Below are 22,055 nucleotides of genomic sequence, written 5' to 3' on the forward strand. Positions count from 1 at the left end.
CCCCAGACGCTCCCCCCATCACGCTGGAGCCCAGATGCCTCCACTCCTGCGCTACCTGCCCCGCGTTCGCCTCGTCCACCACGTCGCGGCCGCCACCGCGGTCCTCCTGCTGCTCGCCGGCTGCGGCCGCCCGCTGAGCGCCGACGCGCCACCCCGGCTGTCTGCCACGACACCGCCGGCACAGGCCGACACCGGAGACATCCGGTGGGCGCTCTACGCCGAACCGCCCGTCCTGGACTACGTCTACGCCTTCGACTACCCGCAGAACACCATCCTGTCCAACGTCTGCGAGAGCCTCATGCGGCTCACCCCCTCGCTGCGCACGGAACCGGGCCTGGCACGCACAGCCCGCCACCCCGACGCCCTCACCTGGGTCTACGACCTGCGCAGCGGCGTACGGTTCCAGCACGGCGGGGTGATGACCGCCGATGACGCGGTCCACTCCCTGCGCCGGCACATGGACAAGGAGACCGGCTCCTACTGGGCCGAGGACTTCCGCAAGGTCCGCTCCATCCGCAAGACCGGACCACTGCAGGTCACGGTCACACTCAAGGAACCCGACGCGCTGTTCCCGCAGGCCATGGCCAACAGCGCGGGCACAGTGGCCAGCGCCCGCACCCTGCGCGCCGAGAAGAACCGGTTCGGCACCGCCGACGGCTCGCTGAACTGCACCGGCCCCTACACCCTGTCCCGCTGGTCACGCGGCAGCTCCATCCGGCTGTCCCGCTTCGACGGCTACTGGGGCCGGGCGGCCAGGAACACGGGCATCACGTTCTCCTTCCTGTCCGACGCAACGGCCCGGACCAACGCGCTGCTCACCGGTGAAGTCGACGGGACCTTCCAGCCCCCGCCCGAGTCCCTGGCGCGGCTGAGAGCGAGCGACGAGGGACAGGTCTACTTCGGTGAAGGGCTGACGACCGTCAACCTCGCCGTCACCGACCTCCACGGCACGCTGCGCGACGTGCGGGTGCGACGCGCCCTGTCGCTGGCTCTGGACCGCGCCGGGTTCGCTCGCGTCGCCATGCGCAACTCCGCCACCCCCAGCACCTCACTCGTCACCTCCGCCGCCTGGCGCGGACTGCCCGAGGCCAGGAGCCGACACAGCCGGCCCTCCACACAACGGGACCTCCCCACAGCACGCCGGCTCATCCGGGAGGCCCACGCCACCGGCAAGAAGATCACCATCGCGACCAGCCCCGTCGGCCCTGACGTGTCGCAGCTGGCCACCGCCGTCCAGGACGCCGGGACGCGCATCGGACTCGACGTCGACCTCAAGACGATCGCCCCGGACGCCTACACCTCCCTGTTCAGCGACGCACAGGCACGCAAGGGCCTCGACCTGTTCCCCTACACCTACTACCAGTCGATCAACGATCCCCTCGACTTCTACACCACCGCGCGCACCGGGGAGTTCGCCAATTACGGAGACTTCTCCTCCCCGGCCTACGACAGACTCGCCGACGCGGCATCGGCCCGGGACTCCCTGGCCGAGCGCCGCGAACTCACCGCGGAACTCGAGCGCGTCGCCGATCGGCAGCTGCCCGTCATCCCCGTGGCCGACCTCCCCAACAGCGTCTTCCTGAACAAGCGGATCACCGGCGCCCCCACCACGATCGCCTACCTCTACTACCCCTGGGCGGCGGACATCGGCGCTGCTCACGCACGAAGGGCACGGCCATGATCCGGTTCCTGACACGCCGTCTCGTCGAACTGGCGGTGACCCTGCTGGCCGCATCCTTCCTGATCTTCGCCTCCGTGCAGATCGCTCCGGGCCGCCCGGAGACCTTCCTGCTCGGCGGCCGCGGCGCCGGCCCGGAAGCCCTGGCCGCCACCCGGGAGCGCTACCACCTCGATGCTCCCTTCTGGTCGCAGTACTGGCACTGGCTGACCGGCACACTCCACGGTGACCTCGGCATCTCCGTCCAATACCGGTCGGACGTCCTCTCGCTGATCACCGCACGACTGCCCGTCACCCTCGAACTGCTGGCCCTGTCCACCGTGCTCGTGTTCCTCGTCGGTATCGCGCTGGGAACCCTGGGCGCCGTGCGCGGCGGACACACCGACACCGCGGTGACCGTCGCCACCTCGACCGCGGTGGCCACCCCCTCGTTCATCGCGGGCATCGCCCTGCTGTCCGTGTTCTCGGTACAGTTGGGCTGGTTCCCGGCCCTGGGCAGCGGAGACGGCTGCACCGGCACTCTGTGGCACCTGACCCTGCCGGCGATCGCCCTGGCGCTTCCGTTCATCGGTGTGCTGTCGACCGTCACCCGCGCCAGCATCCTCGAGCAGGCCCAACTCGACCACACCACCGTGGCCCGCGCCCGCGGCGTACCCGAACGCGTCATCATTCGCCGGCACCTGCTGCGAGGCTCCCTGGGGGTCATTCTCACCCAGAGCGGACTCGCGGTCGCCAACCTCGTCGTGTCCACCGTGCTGGTCGAGTACGCCTTCGGCCTCGGCGGCCTGGGCGACCTTCTCGCCAAAGCCGTCACCGTCAAGGACTTTCCCGTCCTGCAGGCCATCTCCCTGCTCATCATCGCCCTGTTCATCAGCGTCAACGCCCTGATCGACCTGCTCCACCCCCTGGTCGACCCCCGCACGACGCTCGGCGCAAGGAACACCGCATGAGCACCCGGACGGCACCGGCCGCCGGGCCGCACGAACCGGCGGTGCGCCGACGCCCCCTGCTGCGTCGCCTCACCACCCGCAACAACGTGCTGTTCACCCTGTGCCTGTCCTGTCTGGCCCTGCTGGTACTCGCCGCGGTCCTGGCACCCTGGATCTCGCCGCACGACCCCAACAGCATCGACTTCTCCACCGCACTCGCCGACCCCTCGCCCCAACGGCTCCTCGGTGGCGACATCACCGGACGCGACACCCTCTCGCGTCTGCTGCTCGGCGCCCGCATCTCACTGCTCGGCCCCCTGTGCGTGGTGGTCCTGTCCACCGTCGCGGGCCTGCTCGTCGGCGTCACCGCCGCGTGGCGCGGCGGCATCGTGGACACCCTCCTCTCCCGAAGCAGCGAACTCGTCCTGGCCTTCCCCGGGCTCCTGCTGGCCATGCTCCTGGTCGCCCTGTACGGGCGCGGACCGGTCGCACCCGTCCTGGCCCTGTCCGTCGCCTACATTCCCTACGTCAGCCGCCTCGCCCGGTCCCTGGCCCTCAGCGAGATGAACAAGCCCTACCTCTCCGCCTACACCCTCCAGGGCTTCTCCGGCTGGTGGGTGTGCCTGCGCCACCTCCTGCCCAACATCGCCCCCGTGGTCCTGGCCCAGTCCGCCGTCAACTTCGGCTACGCCCTCCTGGATCTGGCGTCCCTCTCCTACCTCGGACTGGGCACCCCGCCGCTCGAGCCCGACTGGGGAACGATGGTCAACGAAGGCCAGTCCGCCATCCTCGACGGGCGCCCCCTGTCGGCCGCGATCCCCTGCCTCGCCATCGTCCTCACCGTGGTGACCTTCAACGTCGTCAGCGAACGCATCGCCGACACCGTGGCCAGGAGGCCCTGATGCCCAACCCGCCCACCGGCCACGGCTCCACGGTCCTCCACATCGACGCACTCACCGTGCACCTGCCCCACCAGTCCCGCCCCGTCCTCAACGGCGTCACCCTCACCGTGGCGGCCGGTGAGACCCTCTCCATCGTCGGCGAATCAGGCTCCGGCAAATCCCTGACCGCTCGCAGCGCCGTGGGCCTCCTGCCACCCCGGGCGCGAACCAGCGGAACCGTCACCGTCGCCGGACAGCCGGTCCTCACCGCCACCTCCGACCGGCTCCACTCCCTTCGAACCCACACCGCATCCATGGTCTTCCAGGACCCCAAGGCCGCCATCAACCCGCTGCACCGCATCGGCGACTTCCTCACCGAACCCGCCCGCCACGCCCGCCCGCCGTACGACGGCGATCCCCACACCCGCGCCCGCGAACTGTGCGAAGCCGTCCACCTGCCGCCCCGCGTCCTGAAGCAGTACCCGCACGAACTGTCCGGCGGCATGCTCCAACGCGTCGCGATCGCCGCAGCCCTCATGCCCAACCCGCAACTCCTCCTGGCGGACGAGCCCACGACAGCGCTCGACACCACCACGCAGGCGGAGATCATCGTGCTCCTGAGCGACCTACGGGAACGCTTCCGCACCGGCCTGCTGTTCATCACCCACGACCTCGACCTCGCCGCCGCCATCAGTGACCGCATCTGCGTTCTGTACGCCGGCCGCATCGTGGAGAGCGGCACCCCCCAAGAGCTGTTCGGCAACCCGCGCCATCCCTACACCGCGGCCCTCCTGCACGCCACACCGCGCCTGAACACCAGAGCCGGGCGCCTCACCCCCATCCCCGGCAGCCCACCCGACCTCCACACCCCTCTGCACGGCTGCGCCTTCGCCCCCCGCTGCCCCCACCGCACCGACATCTGCACCCGCCAGGCCCCGCCCGCCGACCCCGTCGCCTGCCACCACAGCGCCGAACTGGACCTCCATGCCTGACGACACCCAGCCCTCGGACCGCTCACCCGCACTGCTCCACGTACGCGGCCTCACCAAACACTTCGGAGCCTTTACGGCCGTGGACAACGTCTCCTTCACGGTCCCCGCAGGCGGCTCACTGGGCATCGTCGGCGAATCAGGCTCCGGCAAGACCACCACAGCCCGCATGATCACCGGCCTCGAGACCCCGACCAGGGGCACCATCACCATCGACGGCAGCCCCCGCACCACCAGCCGCCGCAAGGCACACCGACTGGCCCGCGCACGCCAGGTCCAGATCGTCTTCCAGGACCCGATGCACAGCCTGGACCCCCGTCTGACCACCCATGACGTACTCAACGAAACCCTGCGCCTGCACTACCCCGACATCAACCGGCCGCAGCGCATCACCGAACTCCTCGACCAGGTCCAGCTCAGCAGCCGCGATGCCGACGCCCGACCCCGCGAACTCTCAGGCGGGCAACGCCAGCGCGTCGCCATCGCCCGCGCACTCGCGGTCGACCCCACGGTCCTCGTCCTGGACGAGGCCGTCGCCGCCCTCGACGTCTCCGTACAAGCGCAGGTCCTCAACCTCCTCGCCGACATCCGCGCACACACCGGCATCTCCTACATCTTCATCACCCACGACCTGGGAGTCGTCCGAGCGGTGACCGATGACCTCCTCGTCATGAGGGCCGGCCGCACCGTCGAACACGGTCCGACCGACACGGTCCTCAGCAACCCGACGCACCCCTACACACGCGTACTGCTGCGCTGCGTCCCCCGGCCGGGCTGGGACCCGCGCGCCGCCATCCGCACCACAGCGGACGCGCAGACCGGCGAGCAGCCGTTCCACGACGTGTGAGGGAGCACGGCCTTACGGGGGACTGCCTCGGGCGTCGGGCCCGCTGCCGGTACCTGGCGCCTTGGGGCCCACCGAGGGGTCCCTGGGCAGTCCGCCCGAAGCGCTGTGCGCCGCCTCGGGGGTCGGTACACTCCGTCACTGTCCGCAACCACGTGTGGACCGAGGGGACTTGGAGTGGCGGTGCTGGTGACGCCGGAGGCCGGGGACAAGATCGCTGAGCGGTACCTCTTGGAGGAACCCATCGGCCAAGGCGGGATGGGCGTCGTCTGGCGGGCCTGGGACGAGACGCTGAAGCGGCGCGTTGCGGTCAAGTGCGCGCGCCCCGACGACGGCGAGGCCGCGAAGCGGCTCAAGAAGGAGGCGCAGTACGCCGCGCGGCTGCACCATCCGAACATCGTGCCCGTCTTCGACTTCGTCGAGGAGGAGACCGCCTGCTGGATCGTCATGGAGTACGTCCCCTCGCGCAGCCTCGCCCAACTGGTCGCGGAGCGCGGCCCGTTGACGCCCGAGGACGCCGGGTCGGTCGGCTGCCAGATCGCGGCGGCACTGGCCAGGTCCCACGCCGAGGGGGTGGTGCACGGCGACGTCACGCCGGAGAACGTCCTCGTCACCGAGGAGGGCGTCGCCCGGCTGATGGACTTCGGGATCGCCCGCGCCCTGTGGAGCGACACCACGCAGACACACACCATGACGGGCACTGTGTGGGGAAAGCCGAAGTACCTGGCGCCGGAGGTGGCCAAGGGCGGGCCCGGCGACGAGAAGGCCGACGTGTTCTCGCTGGGCGCGTCCCTGTTCGCAGCGGTCGAGGGCCGGTCCCCGTACGGAGAGGTCGAGCACCCCATGGCCTACCTGGCGCGGGCGATGGAGGGGCACATCGAGTCGGCGGAGCACGCGGGCCGGCTCGCCGCCCCGCTGACCGCGCTCCTCGCGACCGAGCCCCGGCGCCGTCCCAACGCCGCCGAGGCGCACAAGCTGCTGACGCGCACCGTGCCGCCACCCCCGCACGTCCGGGAGATGCTGCACGACGGCCGCACCCGGTCGCGGGCGCTCGATCCCCTGACGTTACGACTGCCGCGGCACCTGCGCCGTCGGCGCCGGCCCCTGACTCTCGCGGCGGTGGCGCTCATCGCGGTGGCGGCGCTCACGACGGGCCTCCTCGTCCTCCTCCCCGGCGACGACAACGGCGGCAGGAAGAGCGCGACCGGCAAGAACGGGCAGGGCAGGACCGATGCCAGGCCCTCGACGTCGACCCCGGTTTCGGGCCCGGGGGAGGCGGGCACCATCGGCGCCGCCCGTACGGCCGACCCCTGCGCACTCCTCGACGCACCCTCCCTGAGCCGTTTCGGAGACACCGAACGGGACCCGGACTACGGGCGGTTCGACCGCTGCGACGTCCTGGTGAAGAGCAGGAGCGGGGACGAAGTGGCCGGTGTCCAGGTGAACCTCGACAACGACCCGGCCGACTTCGGGGACGACGTGCCCACCAGGCGGGTCGGCAACGTCACGGTCGGGACGATGCAGCGCGACGGGGACGACTGCGAACGCGTCATCGCGACCGCCGACCGCAAGCAGATCGTGCTCGTCGGAGAGCGGTACGAGTCCCCGTCCCCCGACCCGTGCCGGCTGGCCGACGCGGCCACCGATCACGCCGTGGGCGTACTGGACCGGGGCGCCGTCCCCCGGCGCAGTGCGGAGCCCGCCGCGACGTCCCTGGCCCGGCTCGACGCCTGCGACCTGCTGGACGCCGCCGCATTCGAACGGCTGCCGGGCATCGACCCGCGCGATCCCGACCCCTACTTCGGTGACTGGGGTTGCGGTTGGAGCAGCCCGGACGGCGACACGGGGGCGGAGCTGGTGTTCAGCAGGGACAACACTCTGGAGGACGACGGAGATCCGACCGTCGTGGCGGGGCGCAGGAGTTACGTGTCGCCGCGGGAGTCCGGCGACGACGACTGCGTCGTACGGACGCCGCACCGCTCCTACACGAACTCCCTCGGGGACCAGACCGTCGAGCACCTGATGGTGACCGTGCACGGGCCGCAGTCGACCGGCCGGCTGTGCGGCGCGGCCAAGACGCTCGCGACCGCGGCCACGAAGAACATCACGAAGGACCTGAGGGACCTGAAGGGTCCGAAGGGTCGGAAGGGGAAGTGACGGTACGGGGAACCTCAGCAGGATCGACGGGGTCGGCTGGGGCTTCGGGGCGGGCCGGGCGGCCCGTGGCCGACGGACGGGTGCTGCCCGCCGGCCACGGCAGCCTCGCCCGCGGCGTCTGCGCGCCCGTGCCGGGCACGGTCTTCGCGCTCGCCCTGACCGGGGGCATGACGCTGGGGCCCGGGGACGGCCGCGAGATCCTGTTCGGCCGCAACAGGCCCCGGACGCACGTCTGTCTGGGCGAGGACGACGCCCAGGTCAGCCGCCACCAGGGCACGCTCACCCACCGTGGCGGCCAGTGGTGGGTGAGCAACGCCGGGCGGCTGCCGATCCGGTGCGCCGGCGGCCGGCTGCTGTTCCGGGGCGAGGAGCCGTTGCCGCTCGACGCCGGGTACACGCCGTTGTTCGTTCGGGGCTCGCGCGGGCGCGAGCACCTGATGGAGGTGTTCGTCAGCGGCCCCGAGGGCGTACGCCCGGTGCCGCTGCACGGCGATGTCACCCGCCCGCCCCGCGTATGGGTGCTCACCGAGCCGGAGAAGCTTGCCCTCGTCGTCCTCGGCCGGCGTTATCTGCTGCACGAGCCCCGGCCGCAGCCGCTGACGTGGAAGCAGACGGCCGCCCAACTCGCCGAGTTGCGGCCGACGGAGGGCTGGCGGGAGAAGCGCGTCGAGCACATGGTCAACGGGGTGCGCACCCGGCTGTCCCGCGACGGTGAGCCGTGGCTGACCCGGGAGGAGGTCGGCGAACCGGTCGGCAACGCCCTCAACGACCACCTGATCCGGGCCCTGCTGACGTCGACCACGCTCGTCCCGACGGACCTGGCACTGATCGACGCCATCTGACGTACGTCCACGCAGTGGGCATGCCCGTCGCCCCGCTCCCGCCCGCGATCTCCTACGGTTTCCTACGGTCTCCGAGGCCACGTCAGCCCGACGACCGGGCTCGGGACCCCTCCCCGGGAAGGCGCCTAGTGTCACGCGCCATGACGACTCACCATCACGCTCCCGCCCGGCGGGGGACTCGCGGACGGCTCGCTCTCACCGGCGTCGCGCTGCTCGTGGCTCTCGCCGTCGTGATCGCCCCGTCCCCGGCGCTGCCCGCCACGTCCGCGGCCTCCGCCGCCCAGGAAGGCGCCGCCCCCCGGCTGGTGATCACCGAGGGCGGTACCGCCGAGCACCCGGCCGTCTACCGAGGAGGCGGCCGCACCGTCGGCGACATCACCGTCGAGGCCGACCATGTCGTCGTGGAGGGCTATCGGGTCGACAGGCCAAAAGCCCCGGGCATCGAGATCACCGGACACGACATCACCGTGCGGGACAACACCGTCCGCCGTCCGCACGGCGGTGACGGCGACGGCCTGCGCTTCTTCGGCGACGACCTGAAGATCCAGCGCAACACCATCAGCGGAACGTCGAACCGTTACGGCCACGCCGACTGCATGCAGACCTTCGCCGACGACACCCCGCCCAGCCGACGGGTCCTGATCGAGGGCAACCGCTGCGAGGACATCGACAACATGTGCCTGATGGCCGAGGGCCCCAATGACGGCGAGGGCAACGGCCACGGCGTCACCTCCGACTTCACCATCCGGGACAACTACTGCGCGGCGCGCAAGGCCTCCCAGGCCCTGATGTTCGAGGACGTGCGGAACGCCACCATCACCGGCAACACCTTCCCCGCCGGACCGCACCACGCCATCGGCCTCGCCATCGGCTCGACCGGCGCCCACATCGGCGGCAACAAGGTGAGCCCGCACATCGCGTACGAGGTCGGCATCGACTCCTCCTCACGACCGGGCTACGCGGGACCGGAACCCGGCGGAGCCCCCTGAGCAGGCATCCGGGGTGACGACACCCCCCAGCCGGCTCCGCCGGGTGGAGAGAGTGAGTGAATGCAGCCAAGAGGGAATGGAGATAGGTCGGCAACAAGAAGGGGGTCGGCCAGGCGGTCCGGGACTCCGGTCTCGACCGTGCCGACGTCTTCGTGACCAGCAAACTGAACAACGGCGCCCACGCGCACGACGACGCCCTCGAAGCGTTCGACCACACCATGGCGGAACTGGGCCTGGAATACCTGGACCTCTTCCTCATCCACTGGCCCCTGCCCGACGAGGGGGACTTCGTGGAGACCCGGAAGGCCATGGAGGAGATCTACCGCTCCGGGCGGGCCAAATCCATCGGCGCCTCCAACAGTCCCCGGTGCAGGAACGGGCGGTGCGGTCCGTTGGGGAGCGAGAACCCCGCACCCGGGTCTTGCGCCGGATGGCGGCTTCGAATGGCGCGGGCCCCTGCGAGAGCAGTTGGCTGGAGGCGGGTGGCTGCCGCCGCCGGCGGTCGAGCGGGAGGTGACGCGTGGCGGATGTGGGCCCTACGACCGGTGAGGGCGAGGACCTTCTCCAGGAGTTCCTGGCGGAAATTCACACCATCGCGCCGACAAAGCTGACCGAGCTGGTCAACGCGTACGCCACCAAGCTGGGCCTGCAGCGGGTGGACATCTATCTGGTCGACCTCCAGCAGCGACGACTGACGCCGTTTGCCGACGGGGAGCAGCTCCCGGTCGACTCCTCGTTGGCCGGCTGGGCCTACCGCACCCTCTCGCTGCGGGTCGAGGAGACCACCACCGGCACTCTGGTCATCTGGCTTCCGCTCGTGGACGCCTTGGAACGGCTGGGAGTGCTCGGGATTCAGGTGGACTCCATGGACAGCCTCCGACTGCGCCGCTGCCGGACCCTGGCGGCCGTTCTCGCCATGGCGATCTCCTCCAAACGTGCAACCAGCGACCGCTTCGCCCAGAAGGCCCGCACCGAGCCGATGACCCTGCCTGCGGAAATGGTGCGCGCGCTCCTGCCGCCGCGCACCATCGGCAGCGATCACGCAGTCTCGACGGCCGTTCTGGAGCCCGCCTACGAGCTCGGAGGCGACTCCTTCGACCACTCCCTGACGGAATCGACACTCCACGCGGTGATCCTCGACGCGATGGGGCACAACCTCGCGTCGGGAATGACCACGGCCATCGCCATGGCCGGGTGCCGAAGTGCCCGTCGGATGGGTGCCACGCTCCCCGAACTCGTCAAGACCGTGGACGACGTACTCGCCACCTGGCTGCCCGACCAGTTCTGTACCGGGATCGCTGCCCAGTTGGACCTGGCCAGCGGCGTGCTGACCTGGTGCAACTGTGGTCATCCGCCTCCGCTTCTCATCCGTGATCATCAGGTCCTGGAGGCGGCGCTGGAACGTCCGGGTGAACCGCCGATGGGGATACCGGCCGAGCTTGCCGGTACAGACCGCGCGGTCCACGAGGTGGCGTTGGAGCCGCGGGACCGGGTCCTTTTCTACACCGACGGGGTGACGGAGGCCCGCATGGCCGGTGGTGCACGGTTCGGGCTGGCCGGCTTCTCCGAATCGATCATTCGCGCCACCGCTGCCGGCGAGCTCGCCGCCGAGGCGTTGCGGCAGTTGATCCACTCGATCCTGGACCACCAGGACGGCAAGATGAACGACGACGCCACCATCCTGTTGCTCGAATGGCGCCCTCCTTCGTAGCCGGGCAGACATCCCCTCATCACCCACCCGTGTTCCGCCAGGCGATCCGCCTTGGCGCTTTGGTGAACACTGCTTTGGTGAACACCGCGTTCGTGCACACCGCGTTCGTAAATACCGCGTTCGTGAACTCCGCGGCGGGAAGCGCCACGCCGACCACAGCGCCGAGGGTCACGGCGACGGCGGCCCCAACGCGACCACACATCACAGCAACGCCCTGGTGCTTCAACGGGTCCTCACCGAACCGGCGTGGGCGAAGAAAGCTCTCGGACGAGGACCGGCGCGGGCCGACAGCGCTCTTCCGGGTCGCCCCGGTCGAGCGTCAACCCTTACGGCGCTTTCCGTCTGGGCATGTGAGAAAGACCGTCATGCCTCAACGGATGACGGGTTTTGAATGGTCGGCGAGCACGAGCGTTCGCCTATCGTCGTGTGAATTTCTGGTACCCGCGTTCGGGCGGCGGCTCCCATGGGTGGGGTTTTCCCTTCACCCTGTTTCTCCTGCGGGCTCCCAGCCCGCACATGCGGCGGCAGGAATTCGTATCGCCATGCGGAACGAATTGAGGTTCCCCATTTCTCGGGATGCGTTCTGGCGCTTTTGGGGGAGGCGACCGCGGACGGTGCCGAGGTACGGTCCGACCGTGCGCATATCAATTCGCCCGCTTTCGCGCGGCACTGTGTTCCGGAACTGGGTGCACGCGGCCTTGGGCGCGGCCTTGAGCCTGCCGCCGCTGACGGCGGCGCTGCTGTTCGCGCCGCCGAGGTGGCCGGTGTGGCTCCGTGTGCTGGGCTTCGTGCTCGCGTTCGCCGTGGTGACCGTGGCCATGGGGGTTCCTCTGACGGCCAGGCGCGCGAGTGTGCGGCTGGCCAACGGGCTGCTGGGGGCCGGTCTGCCCGCGCCCGTGGACACGCGGGGGTCGCGCTGGGTCAACCGGCTGCGCACGGCGGTGTGGCTGATGCCGCACATGGTGCTCGGCGGGGTGGTGACGGCGTTCTCGTGCTTGGCCGTGTTCGGAGCCGTCGTGTTTCCCGCCGCCTGGTGGGGCGGTGAGGAGCGCATGGCCTTCTTCGGGCTGTCCCTGCGGATCGGGGAGGGCTGGCGGGGGATGTGGGCGTTGCTGCCGGCCGTGGGATGTCTGGCGCTGGCCGCCGGGGTCACACTCGGTGGCGCGGCCGTGCTTCGACCGCTCGCGTCGGTGCTCCTCGGCCACCGGCCCGGCGAGCGGCTTGCCGCCGTCGAGGCGCGGATGAACCTGCTGGCGCAGCGGAACCGGCTGGCGCAGGAGCTGCACGACTCGATCGGCCACACCCTGACGGCGTCCACGATCCAGGCGGCCGTGGCGGTGGAGCTGATGGGCAGTGACCCGGCGGGCGCCAGGCGCGCCCTGAACAGCATTGAGGAGACGTCGCGGGCCGCCATGGACGATCTCGATCACGTTCTTGGGATGCTGCGGGAGGAGCGGCCGTCCACAGCGCCCCGGCCGACCCTCGCGGACCTCGGCCCGCTGGTGGCGGGAGTCCGTGGAGCGGGCGCGGAGGTGGCGGTGGAGGTTGACGGCGACCTGGCCCGGGTGCCGGCCATGGTGTCGCGGGAGGCGTACCGGGTCGTCCAGGAGGGGCTGACCAATGCCCTGCGGCACGGCGGGAGGGCCGAGATCCGGCTGCGGACGACGGTGCGGGGCGGGTGGCTGGAGGTGGAGCTGACCAATCCGGTCGGGACGGGGGCACCTGCCCGCCGGCGGCCCGGAGGCCAGGGGGTGCGGGGAATCGGGGACCGGGTGCGACTGCTGGGGGGAACGACGCACGCCGGGGTTGTGGAGATCGGCGGCGGCGACGGCGGGGGCGCGGGGGGAGCGCGCTGGCGGCTCCTGGTCCGGATACCGCTACGGTCGGCGTCGTGAACGTCCCCACAGCCCGGCCCGGACGCCGATCCACCCGTGACCGTCGCGGCCTCGGCCTGGTCGGCTGCGCCCTTGGGCGGAGCGCACGATCAGGCCGAGGCCGCCCGCACGCCCGGCGAACGGCCAGGTGGGCGACCCCGGTTCGAGGACCGTTTCGGTCTGGGGCTTGAACGACAGGCCCTAGCGGAACTCGTCCGCATGCTCTTCCGCCCATGAGCGGAACGTGTGTGCCGGCGTTCCGGTGATCTCTTCCACCGTGGTGGTGATCACGTTCGATTGGGGCCGCTCTTCAGCGCTGGCCAGCAGCGCCTCGACGAGAGCAGGCGGCCTGCCGTCGGCGAGCATCTGCTGTCGTGCGACCTCTACGGGGACCTTCTCGAAGGTCACCGGGCGGCCGATCGCTTCCCCGATCGTACGTACCTGCTCGGCTCTGCTCACTACCTGCGGACCGGTCAGGACGTGCTTGGCGCCCACATGCCCGTCCTCGGTCAGCGCATGTACCGCCACGGCCGCGATATCGCGCTCGTGGATCACCGCCGTGGCGGCGATGTCGGGACCGCGAACGGCGCGCGTGGTGCGGATCTGGTGGGCCCACCCTCGCCCATTGGAGGCGATGGTGTTCGACCGCAGGATGGTCCACTCCAGGCCGGATCCTTCGATCAGGCGCTCCATGTCGGCGTGGAGTTGGTTGATCGGATCGGTTTGGCGTTCGGCGTCGTCGTTCACACCTGACGAGGAGAGATAGACGATGCGGCGGGCATGTCGTGCGATCGCCTCGAGCACGGCGGGCGCGCCCTCCGTCGTCAGGAAGGGCCAGATCAGGAACACCGTGTCGGCCCCCTTCAGCGCTCCCTCCAGCGTGTCCGGCCGGGACAGGTCCCCGCCGGCGACCCGGACTCCGTCCGGTAGTCCGGCTGTTGCGGGCTCACGCACCAATGCACGCACAGCGGTGCCCGTGGCCAGGAGCTGAGCAACGACCTGTCTGCCGACATTGCCGGTCGCGCCCGTTATAAGAATCTCACTCATGATCAGTTCAGCCTCGGCTCTGCTCGAAGTATTCCTTCCGGCCGACCCCGGTGCTCCGAGGCCGAGCCGCTCACCCGCTCGCCCGTCCGTCCATCCGGAGGCGGCGGATGCCCATACATCCCCCAACTCCTCGCGGCACCGGCCGCGTGATCAGCGGACGGCACAGGCGTCGCCGATCGCCGTATCCAACATCGCCAAGCCGAGCGAAAGCTCGTCTTCGGTGGCGGTCAGCGGCGGCGCTATCCGGAAGACCCCGCCCATGCCGGGGAGTTGGACGATGTTCATGTGCAGGCCGAGTTCGAGGCAGCGCCGGGTGACCCGCGCGCCCAGTTCGTCCGAGCTCTGCTTCGTCTCGCGGTCGACGACGAGTTCGAGCCCGGCCAGCAGGCCCCGGCCGCGGATGTCGCCGACGACCTCGTGGCGGTCGGCGATGTCCGCGAGACCGCGGCGGAGGAACGCGCCGAGCGAGCGCGCGCGCTCGTCGAGTTTGTTGTCGATCAGGACGTCGAGGACGGTGTTGCCGACCGCTGCCACCAGTGGGTCGGCGACGTGTGTGGTGAAGAACAGGAACCCGCGCTCGTGCGCCTCCTGCTCGATCTCGGCGCTGGTGACCACGGCCGCGAGGGGCAGTCCGGCACCGAGCGTCTTGGACAGGGTGAGGATGTCGGGGACGACACCGTCGCGTTCGAACGCGTACCAGGCCCCGGTGCGGCAGAGGCCGGTCTGGGCCTCGTCGAGGATCAGCAGCATGCCGCGTTCCCGGCATTTGGCCTGCAGGGCCGCGAAATACCCGACCGGCGGCTCGATGATGCCGCCCGAGCTGAGGATCGGTTCGACGAGGCACGCGGCCAGGCTGCCGGTCGACTGGGCGTCGATCAGGTCGAAGGCGAAGTCCAGCTGGCGTTGCCAGTCCAACGAGCCGTCGGCGGTGGTGAAGTCGGGCCGGTACGCGTTCGGCACCGGGATGGCGAAGTTGCCGGGCGCGCCCGGGCCGTAGCCCTTGCGTCCCGCGCTGTAGGTGGCGGATGCGGCGGCCTGCGTCATGCCGTGCCAGGACCGTGCGAACGAGACGATCTCGTGCCTGCCGGTGACGAGCTTGGCCATCCGGATTGCGGCCTCGTTCGACTCGGCGCCGGTCGTCAGCAGCAGGGCCTTCTCCAGCGGCGCGGGCAGCGTGTCGGCCAGCCGCCGGGCGAGGTCGACGACCGGGCGGCTGAGCATGCCGCTGTAGAGGTGATCGAGGGTCGCGACCTGTCGCTGGACGGTCGCGACGATGTCCGGGTGCGAGTGGCCGAGGATCGCGCTCATCTGTCCGGAGGTGAAGTCGAGGATCTTCCGGCCGTCCGCGGTGTACAGGAAGCTCCCGGCCGCTCGGTCGATGATCTCGCGGGTGAACTCGCCGCCGTAGCGTACGAGATGCCTCTCGGCATCGGCCCAGAAGGTCGGGGTGGACGGCGGGGTGGACGGTGGGGTGGTGGTCGAAGCAGCCATGTCCCAGACGTTAGGTCGCCCTCGAGCGACACGTCCATCTCACAATTCCGGCTGTCCTGTTCGGCAAAACCGCACAACAATGGGGGCGTGATGAACCCCTGGAGACTGCGGCTGCTGAGCCAGCTGGACACGCTGGGCACCGTCCGGGCAGTTGCCCAAGCTGCCAACCTGAGCCCGTCGAGCGTGTCTCAGCAACTCGCCGTGCTCGAGGCCGAGACGCGCACACAGCTCCTTGAACGGACGGGGCGCCGGGTGCGGCTGACCTCGGCCGGGCTGATCCTCGCGCGGCGGGCACGGGCGATCCTCGACCACATGGACAGCGTCGAGGTGGAGCTGCGCGGGTTCGGCGAGGAACCGGCCGGGCTGGTGCGGCTGGGGGCGTTCCAGAGCGCGATCCACTCCATGGCCGTGCCGGCGGTGACCCGGCTGGCGCGCGAGCATCCGCACCTTGAGATAGAGCTGCTCGAGCTGGAGCCGCACGAGAGCGTGCCCGCGCTGCGGGTCGGCGACGCGGACATCGTCATCACGACCACGGACTTCGACGAGCTGCCGTTGGGGCCGGACCTCGACCTCGTACCGCTGACCACGGACCCGATCCTGCTGGTGGTTCCGCCCGAGCATCCCGCGGCCGGGCGTGGCGCCGTGGACCTCGCGGCCTACGCGGACGAGCCGTGGGCGTTCGACATGCCCCAGTCGTACATGGCGAATCTCGCGCTGCGGCTGTGCCGTCAATCGAGGTTCGAGCCACGGGTGGTGTGCCGGTTCAGCAACTACATGATGACCCTGCAGCACGTCGAGGCCGGGCTGTCGATCGCGTTGCTGCCCGGCCTGGCGGTCGACGACCGCTATCGCGTCGCCACCCGGGAACTCGCGACTCCCGTGACGCGCGCGATCACGGCGGCGATGCGCCGCGGCTCACCACCGCGCGCGGCGGTGCGCGTCGTGCTGGACGCCCTGCGGCGCAATCCGGACCTGCCGCTGCTGGGTCGTCAGGGATAGGCCGAGGCCGTCGCCTTCCCGGGAACCGACATCCCGGAGCGCACGCTGTGGTGGTTCCCGGCGGGTGTGTGGGAGCTGCTCATGGGGAGCAGGCATGTCCACTTCCCGGGTATGTCCACTTCCCGGTATGTCTATTTTTTCCCGTGGCTTCCCGTGACCTCGCCTGCGGGCGATCGATCGCCCACGGCCAGCGTGGAGCCGAGCCGTTCGAGCAGGCCGGCAAGCTGGGTCTGCTCATCCCCGCTGAGCCCGGCGAGAAGCCGACGCTGGTTGTCCAGGTGGACGGCGATGAGCTCGTCCGTCAGTTTGACGCCCTCGGCGGTGAGGGTGACGAGACGTCCGCGCGAATCGGTCTCGGCTACGGATCTGCCGACCAGGCCACGGGCTTCGAGTCGATCGACCCGTTTGGTGATCGCGCCGGTGGTGACGAGGACGGTACGGCTGAGCTCGCCCGCTGACAGCGCGTGGGGCGCCCCGGAACGTCGTAGCGCCGCAAGCACGTCGAAGTCGCCGCTTCCCAGGTCTGCGGCGCCGAAGGGCGGGCGTAGCCGCTGGTCCAGTGCGTCGGTGAGCCGGAAGAGGCGGCCGATGACGAGCATCGGTGTCGCATCGAGATCGGGCCTCTCATGTGTCCACTGTTCGACCATGGCGGCGATGGAGTCGGGCTGCATGGCTTCCATTGTATCTTCCGCGGATGATAATTTACCTTCCATGGAAGATATCGATGCTCCTCGCGCCGCCGCGGCGGTTGTCTGCTACTTCGACCCCGTCCTCACCTCCATACCGAAGGGCGAGGGCGCGAGCCGGCCGTTCCGGGCCACTCGGACCCTTGCCGGGGTGGGAACGTTCGCCGAACCGAAGCGGGGACGCGGTGCGCTCGACGTCCGCTGAAACGGGCGCCGGCACCCGCCGCCGCCTCATCGCCGCAAGCCTGGTCGGCTCGATCGGCGACGGCATCTACGTGCCGCTGACGATGCTGTTCGTCCACTCGCTCACCGGCCTGTCGCTGACGGCGATCGGCGCGGGCCTGACCGTCGCCGGGCTCTGCGCCCTGGCGTTCATGCCCGTCGCCGGCGTCCTCATCGACCGGTTCGGCGGCCGACGCGTGCTCATCGCCGTGCTCGCGTTGCGGGCGGTCGGATTCGCCGCCTATCCGTTCGCCGACTCCTACCCCGCATTCCTGGCGATCGCCCTGGTGGTGGCGGTGGGGATGTGGGCCTCCTCGCCCAGCCAGCAGGCTCTCATCGGCGAGATCGCCGAAGGCGTCGAGCGTGACCGGCTGCTGGCGTGGGACCGTAGCCTGCGCAACGCCGGCATGGGATGCGGCAGCCTGGCGGCGGCGGGCATGCTGGCGTTGAACGGCAACGCCGGCTTCATCGGCGCCGCGGTGGTGCTGGCCACGGTCTTCGCCGTCGCCGCGGTGCTGGTGGCCCGGATCTCGGCCGTCCACGGCGGCGACAGGCGGCCGGAGGGGGCGCGGGACGGGTACCGGCAGGTGCTCGCCGACCGGCCCTACCTGCTCATCACGGCTGCCAATTTCCTGATCGCTTTCGGCTACACCACCCAGGCCATCGCCTTGCCGGTCTTCCTCACCCGCGACGTCGGCATGCCCGATTCCCTGGCCGGGGCCGTCTTCGCGGTCAATACCGTTCTGGTCGCCGCGCTCGGTGTCCCCATCGCCCGCCTGACCAGGCGCGGCAGGCGCACCCGCGCGGCCGCGCTCGGCGCCGTCATCTTTGCGCTCTCCTTCGCCGCCTTCGCGGTCCTTCCCCGGCTCGTCAGCGGTGCCGACGCCATCGTCGCCGTCCTGGCGGTCGCGGTCCTCTACACCGCCGGCGAGCTCGTCCACTCCGCACCCTCGCAGGGCCTGTCGGTCCAGGCTGCCCCCGATCACCTGCGGGGACGGTATCTGTCGATCTATCAGCTGTCCTGGTCGGTCTGTCGCACCGCCGCGCCCCTGCTGCTGGGCTTCCTGCTCGACGCCGGGCAATGGCAACTGTGGACGGTCCTGGGGCTGATGGTCCTGACCGGCGCGGCGGTCCTGCTGTATGTCGAGCGGATGCTGCCGACGCACGTGGTCAGTACCCGCGAAGCCACCATCACCGCTCCTCAGGAGGCCATGACCTGACGGCCGTAGTGGCCTTCCGCTCCGGCCTCGCCCTGGTAGCGGCCCAGGCCCCGGCAGGCCGCGCCGGCGAACTGGTCTCCGGCTGTTTCGTCGCCGTCTACCTGGGCCTGGCCCTTCCTGCCGTCGGCGTCGGTCTCCTCGTCACCGCCACCTCGCTCCGCATCGCCGCCACCCTCTTCGCCGCCGTGGTCACCGTCCTCGCCCTCTTCGGCATCACAGTGACGGCGCGGACGAGGGCGGCTACCGGCGGTTGAGCGCGACGCGGCCGAGAACACACCTCGCCCAGACGTACCGTCAACTGCCCGACGGCACGACGATCTCCATGGGAAGCGGTCGGTAAGCGGCCCGGCGAACTCCGCGCGGCGGCGGCAGTTTGCGGGGCCCGGTCAGTGCGCGCTCCGCCCGGCGGCGTTCGCCCGCCACTCGCGGCCGATGGAACGCATCAGCGCCGGGTAGACCGCGATGTACCGGAAGGGCTTGATGGCGGCCATGTAGAGGGTGCCGAACAGCCCGTTCGGCTTCACCAGGACGGCCATCTGGCCGCGATGGCCGCCGGCTCCGTCCGGGACCCAGCCGATGTGCATCACCGCGTGCACGGTCTTGTTGGCCATCTCGGCGGCCCACTCGTCGTCCCTCTCATAGAGGGAGGTGAACGCGGACGAGCCGAGGTCGGGGCCCTGGGGCCCCTCGCGAAGGTCCGCCGGCAACCGGTCGCGAAGGGAAGGCCGCCGGGTGCCGATACCGCTATCGGGCTTGTCCCAGCCGAGCAGCGCCCCGAGCTTCCAGCGGACGGTGAACAGCACGCGGGAGACGAGACCCTCGCCGTGCACCCCGCCCCTCATTCCCTCGGCGATCTGGCGCACCAGCCACACCAGGTCGTCCGGTCCGCCGGGGGTGGGCAGTGCCCATACGTCCTCGGTCGTGAAGTCGTCGGCGATCTCATGGATCCGCCAGGGGCGGTCGGTGTGGGCGGTTCGGGGAAGTCGCATCAGCAGGCCCCATATCTATACGGTGGCGTATAGATCGAGCATAGGCCCGTCTATACGCCGCCGTATACTCGGTACGACGTGAGGAGGCACACACCATGGGCGCGACCCGCACGCCACGCGGCAAGTGGATCGAGGAAGGCCTGCGGGCACTGGTCGCGGGCGGTCCGGATGCCGTCCGGATCGAGGCGTTGGCGCAGGCGCTCGGCGTCAGCAAGGGTGGCTTCTACGGGTACTTCCGCAACCGGGGCGCGCTGCTCACCGAGATGCTCGACACCTGGGAGCACGAGGTGACCGAGAGTGTGATCGAGCAGGTCGAGAGCGGCGGGGGAGACGCCAGGGCCCGGCTGGAGCGGCTGTTCGCCATCGTTGCCGCCGCCACCGACGGGCCGGTGCGGGGCACTACCGCCGACGTGGCGATCCGCGACTGGGCCCGGCGCGACGCGGCCGTCGCCGAGCGCCTGCGCCGCGTCGACAACCGTCGTATGGACTACCTGCGTTCCCTCTTCTCGTCCTTCTGCCCCGACGAGGACGAGGTCGAGGTTCGCTGCCTGCTCGCCGTCTCGGTGCGCATCGGCAATCACTTCAACGCCGCCGACAACGGCAGGCGCAGCCGCGCGGAAGTGATGGAACTGATCAGCCAACGACTGTTGGCGTAGCAGCCTCACCGTCGTTCACCCGAACTCTCACCCGAACTCGGCGTCATTCGCGCGGGGGCTGCGCGCGCCCTGCCGGCCGGCTGCGAGGCCGACCGGGCGGAGTGCTGTCCGTCCGTCGCGACGCTGTGCCGGGAGAGGCGCAGGAGGCCGCGCGCGGCCGCCATTGTGAACGAAATGCTGCGCGCGCGTGGCGGGAGAATCAGAAACTGCGGCAACGGCCGTCGTGTCATTGACGTGGCTGATTTTCACTGCCAGCCTCCCGAGTGTGAGCCACTCGGAGAACTTCACCGCACGCCTGCACGTCGATCTGCGACGCCAGGCCAGTGCCATCTGTGCCGCTGGCTGCTAGGGCTGTCCCCCAAGAGCTGCCGACCGGCGTCAGTTCCTGAGCGCCCCATGACCCCGGCGCACTCACTGGCGCGGGATGTCCCCACAGCCCGGTGATCTCGCCGCACACCCACCTGGAATCCGCCGGATTCGGTGCGCGAGCCGGGCTCGTCCCGCCCCACCCTGCGCATTGTCCTTTCCGTTTGCGCACCTCGGGTGATCTTTCCGCCCGCCGTAAGAGGAACTGCGGCTCTTGCACGCCGCGTATTGCTGCGCTCGCGCTCGACCTCCACGCACCGGTCATCGCCATCGCCGCCCGCCGCCCGCCGCCCGCCGCCCGCAGTCCCGCAGTCCCGCAGTCCACGCGATCCGCCTTCCCCACCCCTTCATCCGGCGTCCGTGGCACCCGCCGTACGCGTCCGACCGCGCTCCACCCACCACTCGAACAGGACCCCTCCATGAGCACGCTGATATCCCCATCGAGCCGTCGACAGTTCCTCACCCTGCTGGGCCTCTCGGCGGTCGCGGTCGGCTGCGGCTCCGGGGGTGGCGGCGCAACCAAGGATCAGGCCAAGACCCTGCGATACCAGGGTTGGGCGGGGACCGTCATCCTGCCCGAACTGGCCGAGGACCTCGGCTTCCTGGAGGACGTGAAGCTGAAGTGGGTCGGCAACACGATCAGTGGGCCGCAGGACATCCAGTCGGCGGCCACCGGGCAGGTCGACTTCGGCGGCGCGTTCAACGGAGCGGTCGTCAAACTCGCCGCGAGGAAGGCTCCCATCACGGCGGTCATCAGCTATTACGGCGTCGACAAGGCCGCCTACAACGGCTTCTACGTCCTCAAGGACAGCCCGATCCGCTCGGCCCGCGACCTGATCGGCGAGAAGGTCGGGATGAACACCCTCGGTGCGCACTCCGAGGCGATGCTCGACATCTATCTGCAACGCCACGGCCTGTCGCAGGCGGACCTCAAGAAGGTCGAGCCGTTGGTGGTGCCCCCGGTCAACACCGAGCAGTCGCTGCGGCAGAAGCAGATCCAGGTGGGTGTCCTCGGCGACATCCTGCGTGACAAGGCCCTGCAGACCGGCGGCATCAGGCCGCTGTTCACCGACCACCAGCTGCTCGGCGACTTCTCCGCCGGCACCTATGTGGTGAACGACCGGTTCCTCAAGGAGAACCCCGACACCGCGCGCACCTTCGTCACGGGCGTCGCCCGCGCCATCGAGTGGGCCCGTGCCAGACCACGCGACGAGGTCATCGCCCGGCAGGTCGAGATCGTCAAGAAGCGCGGCCGGAACGAGGGCACCGCCCCGCTGAAGTACTGGAAGTCGTTCGGCGTCGCCGAGACGGCCGGGCGCATCACCGACAAGGAGCTCCAGCTGTGGATCGACTGGCTCAGCAAACGCGGTGACATCGAGAAGGGCCAGGTCAAGGCGTCGGATCTCTACACCAACGAGTTCAACGCGTACAGCCGGAAGCACACACCGTCCGCGGCCAAGTCGACCTCCAGGAAGGGGAGCTGAC

Annotated in this window: 22 protein-coding genes and 1 pseudogene; 18 read left to right on the plus strand and 5 right to left on the minus strand. The window is 70.2% G+C overall.

Features of this window, described 5'->3' with window-relative positions; translation table 11 throughout:
• Nucleotides 1-34 precede the first annotated feature (34 nt).
• The 10 genes and pseudogenes from ACGFML_RS16895 to ACGFML_RS16940 all read left to right on the plus strand — a co-directional run bounded on the left by ACGFML_RS16895 (nt 35) and on the right by ACGFML_RS16940 (nt 11,020).
• Nucleotides 35-1,681, plus strand: coding sequence for an ABC transporter substrate-binding protein (locus ACGFML_RS16895; protein ID WP_393544370.1), 1,647 nt, complete (start codon nt 35-37; stop codon nt 1,679-1,681).
• Nucleotides 1,678-2,628, plus strand: a complete 951-nt coding sequence (locus ACGFML_RS16900) for an ABC transporter permease (RefSeq protein WP_393544372.1) — start codon at nt 1,678-1,680, stop codon at nt 2,626-2,628. The genes ACGFML_RS16895 and ACGFML_RS16900 overlap by 4 nt, the downstream gene beginning before the upstream one ends.
• Entirely contained in the window at nt 2,625-3,509 is an 885-nt protein-coding gene (locus ACGFML_RS16905; protein WP_393544374.1) for an ABC transporter permease, read from the plus strand. The genes ACGFML_RS16900 and ACGFML_RS16905 overlap by 4 nt, the downstream gene beginning before the upstream one ends.
• Nucleotides 3,509-4,480, plus strand: coding sequence for an ABC transporter ATP-binding protein (locus ACGFML_RS16910; protein ID WP_393544376.1), 972 nt, complete (start codon nt 3,509-3,511; stop codon nt 4,478-4,480). Before ACGFML_RS16905 ends, ACGFML_RS16910 begins: the two co-directional genes overlap by 1 nt.
• Entirely contained in the window at nt 4,473-5,324 is an 852-nt protein-coding gene (locus ACGFML_RS16915; protein ID WP_393544378.1) for an ABC transporter ATP-binding protein, read from the plus strand. The genes ACGFML_RS16910 and ACGFML_RS16915 overlap by 8 nt, the downstream gene beginning before the upstream one ends.
• Before the next feature lie 174 nt (nt 5,325-5,498).
• Complete coding sequence (locus ACGFML_RS16920; protein WP_393544380.1) at nt 5,499-7,478, plus strand: protein kinase; 1,980 nt, start codon at nt 5,499-5,501, stop codon at nt 7,476-7,478.
• A gap of 65 nt (nt 7,479-7,543) precedes the next feature.
• The gene (locus ACGFML_RS16925; RefSeq protein WP_393544382.1) at nt 7,544-8,320 is read left to right on the plus strand and encodes an FHA domain-containing protein; all 777 of its coding nucleotides are present in this window, start codon (nt 7,544-7,546) and stop codon (nt 8,318-8,320) included.
• A 140-nt stretch (nt 8,321-8,460) separates the two neighbouring features.
• Nucleotides 8,461-9,309: a right-handed parallel beta-helix repeat-containing protein gene (locus tag ACGFML_RS16930; RefSeq protein ID WP_393544384.1), complete on the plus strand. Its 849-nt coding sequence runs from the start codon at nt 8,461-8,463 to the stop codon at nt 9,307-9,309.
• Between the two features lie 89 nt (nt 9,310-9,398).
• Nucleotides 9,399-9,668: pseudogene (locus tag ACGFML_RS16935) on the plus strand (aldo/keto reductase); the annotation flags it as partial.
• 161 nt (nt 9,669-9,829) lie between these two features.
• Nucleotides 9,830-11,020 (plus strand): PP2C family protein-serine/threonine phosphatase, encoded by a 1,191-nt coding sequence (locus tag ACGFML_RS16940; RefSeq protein ID WP_393544386.1) that lies wholly within the window; start codon nt 9,830-9,832, stop codon nt 11,018-11,020.
• Nucleotides 11,021-11,039: 19 nt separating this feature from the next.
• Here ACGFML_RS16940 and ACGFML_RS16945 read toward each other — a convergent pair whose 3' ends face one another.
• Entirely contained in the window at nt 11,040-11,222 is a 183-nt protein-coding gene (locus tag ACGFML_RS16945; RefSeq protein ID WP_393544693.1) for a pentapeptide repeat-containing protein, read from the minus strand.
• Nucleotides 11,223-11,655: 433 nt separating this feature from the next.
• Here ACGFML_RS16945 and ACGFML_RS16950 point away from each other — a divergent pair, with 433 nt between their 5' ends.
• Nucleotides 11,656-12,915 (plus strand): sensor histidine kinase, encoded by a 1,260-nt coding sequence (locus ACGFML_RS16950; RefSeq protein WP_393544388.1) that lies wholly within the window; start codon nt 11,656-11,658, stop codon nt 12,913-12,915.
• Between the two features lie 180 nt (nt 12,916-13,095).
• On the opposite strand, the gene ACGFML_RS16955 is transcribed toward ACGFML_RS16950, so the two are convergent.
• Both ACGFML_RS16955 and ACGFML_RS16960 read right to left on the minus strand, forming a co-directional pair.
• Nucleotides 13,096-13,941: an NAD(P)H-binding protein gene (locus tag ACGFML_RS16955; RefSeq protein WP_393544390.1), complete on the minus strand. Its 846-nt coding sequence runs from the start codon at nt 13,939-13,941 to the stop codon at nt 13,096-13,098.
• A gap of 150 nt (nt 13,942-14,091) precedes the next feature.
• On the minus strand, nt 14,092-15,432 hold the full coding sequence (locus ACGFML_RS16960; protein ID WP_393544392.1) for an aspartate aminotransferase family protein: 1,341 nt from the start codon (nt 15,430-15,432) through the stop codon (nt 14,092-14,094).
• A gap of 90 nt (nt 15,433-15,522) precedes the next feature.
• On the opposite strand from ACGFML_RS16960, the gene ACGFML_RS16965 reads away from it, so the two are divergent.
• Nucleotides 15,523-16,431 carry a LysR substrate-binding domain-containing protein gene (locus ACGFML_RS16965; RefSeq protein ID WP_393544394.1) on the plus strand — a complete coding sequence of 303 codons (909 nt, stop codon included), beginning with the start codon at nt 15,523-15,525 and terminating at the stop codon, nt 16,429-16,431.
• 131 nt (nt 16,432-16,562) lie between these two features.
• Here the strand turns inward: ACGFML_RS16965 and ACGFML_RS16970 are convergent, their stop codons facing one another.
• Nucleotides 16,563-17,102 (minus strand): MarR family winged helix-turn-helix transcriptional regulator, encoded by a 540-nt coding sequence (locus tag ACGFML_RS16970; RefSeq protein WP_393544395.1) that lies wholly within the window; start codon nt 17,100-17,102, stop codon nt 16,563-16,565.
• A 40-nt stretch (nt 17,103-17,142) separates the two neighbouring features.
• Between ACGFML_RS16970 and ACGFML_RS16975 the strand changes: the two genes are divergently transcribed.
• The 3 genes from ACGFML_RS16975 to ACGFML_RS16985 are packed head-to-tail and all read left to right on the plus strand — an operon-like array spanning nt 17,143 to nt 18,813.
• Nucleotides 17,143-17,322 carry a hypothetical protein gene (locus ACGFML_RS16975; RefSeq protein WP_393544397.1) on the plus strand — a complete coding sequence of 60 codons (180 nt, stop codon included), beginning with the start codon at nt 17,143-17,145 and terminating at the stop codon, nt 17,320-17,322.
• Entirely contained in the window at nt 17,303-18,559 is a 1,257-nt protein-coding gene (locus tag ACGFML_RS16980; protein ID WP_393544399.1) for an MFS transporter, read from the plus strand. The genes ACGFML_RS16975 and ACGFML_RS16980 overlap by 20 nt, the downstream gene beginning before the upstream one ends.
• Nucleotides 18,560-18,567: 8 nt before the next feature.
• On the plus strand, nt 18,568-18,813 hold the full coding sequence (locus ACGFML_RS16985) for a hypothetical protein (RefSeq protein ID WP_393544401.1): 246 nt from the start codon (nt 18,568-18,570) through the stop codon (nt 18,811-18,813).
• A gap of 132 nt (nt 18,814-18,945) precedes the next feature.
• On the opposite strand, the gene ACGFML_RS16990 is transcribed toward ACGFML_RS16985, so the two are convergent.
• Complete coding sequence (locus ACGFML_RS16990; RefSeq protein ID WP_393544403.1) at nt 18,946-19,548, minus strand: DUF2867 domain-containing protein; 603 nt, start codon at nt 19,546-19,548, stop codon at nt 18,946-18,948.
• 95 nt (nt 19,549-19,643) lie between these two features.
• Between ACGFML_RS16990 and ACGFML_RS16995 the strand changes: the two genes are divergently transcribed.
• The 3 genes from ACGFML_RS16995 to ACGFML_RS17005 all read left to right on the plus strand — a co-directional run bounded on the left by ACGFML_RS16995 (nt 19,644) and on the right by ACGFML_RS17005 (nt 22,054).
• Nucleotides 19,644-20,204, plus strand: coding sequence for a TetR/AcrR family transcriptional regulator (locus tag ACGFML_RS16995; RefSeq protein ID WP_393544405.1), 561 nt, complete (start codon nt 19,644-19,646; stop codon nt 20,202-20,204).
• A 265-nt stretch (nt 20,205-20,469) separates the two neighbouring features.
• Nucleotides 20,470-20,553 carry a putative leader peptide gene (locus ACGFML_RS17000; RefSeq protein WP_355790684.1) on the plus strand — a complete coding sequence of 28 codons (84 nt, stop codon included), beginning with the start codon at nt 20,470-20,472 and terminating at the stop codon, nt 20,551-20,553.
• Nucleotides 20,554-20,989: 436 nt separating this feature from the next.
• Complete coding sequence (locus tag ACGFML_RS17005; protein WP_393544407.1) at nt 20,990-22,054, plus strand: ABC transporter substrate-binding protein; 1,065 nt, start codon at nt 20,990-20,992, stop codon at nt 22,052-22,054.
• Nucleotide 22,055 lies beyond the last annotated feature (1 nt).

This window comes from Streptomyces sp. NPDC048650, assembly GCF_043199095.1.
GTDB lineage: Bacteria > Actinomycetota > Actinomycetes > Streptomycetales > Streptomycetaceae > Streptomyces.

Excerpts from the sequence above, each read along its gene's own strand:
- ACGFML_RS16970 (WP_393544395.1), bottom strand. The coding sequence starts at position 17,102 with ATGCAGCCCGACTCCATCGCCGCCATGGTCGAACAGTGGACACATGAG.
- ACGFML_RS16945 (WP_393544693.1), bottom strand. The coding sequence starts at position 11,222 with ATGTGTGGTCGCGTTGGGGCCGCCGTCGCCGTGACCCTCGGCGCTGTG.
- ACGFML_RS16905 (WP_393544374.1), top strand. The coding sequence starts at position 2,625 with ATGAGCACCCGGACGGCACCGGCCGCCGGGCCGCACGAACCGGCGGTG.
- ACGFML_RS17005 (WP_393544407.1), top strand. The coding sequence starts at position 20,990 with ATGAGCACGCTGATATCCCCATCGAGCCGTCGACAGTTCCTCACCCTG.
- ACGFML_RS16930 (WP_393544384.1), top strand. The coding sequence starts at position 8,461 with ATGACGACTCACCATCACGCTCCCGCCCGGCGGGGGACTCGCGGACGG.
- ACGFML_RS16915 (WP_393544378.1), top strand. The coding sequence starts at position 4,473 with ATGCCTGACGACACCCAGCCCTCGGACCGCTCACCCGCACTGCTCCAC.
- ACGFML_RS16990 (WP_393544403.1), bottom strand. The coding sequence starts at position 19,548 with ATGCGACTTCCCCGAACCGCCCACACCGACCGCCCCTGGCGGATCCAT.
- ACGFML_RS16895 (WP_393544370.1), top strand. The coding sequence starts at position 35 with ATGCCTCCACTCCTGCGCTACCTGCCCCGCGTTCGCCTCGTCCACCAC.
- ACGFML_RS16975 (WP_393544397.1), top strand. The coding sequence starts at position 17,143 with ATGGAAGATATCGATGCTCCTCGCGCCGCCGCGGCGGTTGTCTGCTAC.
- ACGFML_RS16995 (WP_393544405.1), top strand. The coding sequence starts at position 19,644 with ATGGGCGCGACCCGCACGCCACGCGGCAAGTGGATCGAGGAAGGCCTG.
- ACGFML_RS16910 (WP_393544376.1), top strand. The coding sequence starts at position 3,509 with ATGCCCAACCCGCCCACCGGCCACGGCTCCACGGTCCTCCACATCGAC.
- ACGFML_RS16965 (WP_393544394.1), top strand. The coding sequence starts at position 15,523 with ATGAACCCCTGGAGACTGCGGCTGCTGAGCCAGCTGGACACGCTGGGC.
- ACGFML_RS16960 (WP_393544392.1), bottom strand. The coding sequence starts at position 15,432 with ATGGCTGCTTCGACCACCACCCCACCGTCCACCCCGCCGTCCACCCCG.
- ACGFML_RS16955 (WP_393544390.1), bottom strand. The coding sequence starts at position 13,941 with ATGAGTGAGATTCTTATAACGGGCGCGACCGGCAATGTCGGCAGACAG.
- ACGFML_RS16900 (WP_393544372.1), top strand. The coding sequence starts at position 1,678 with ATGATCCGGTTCCTGACACGCCGTCTCGTCGAACTGGCGGTGACCCTG.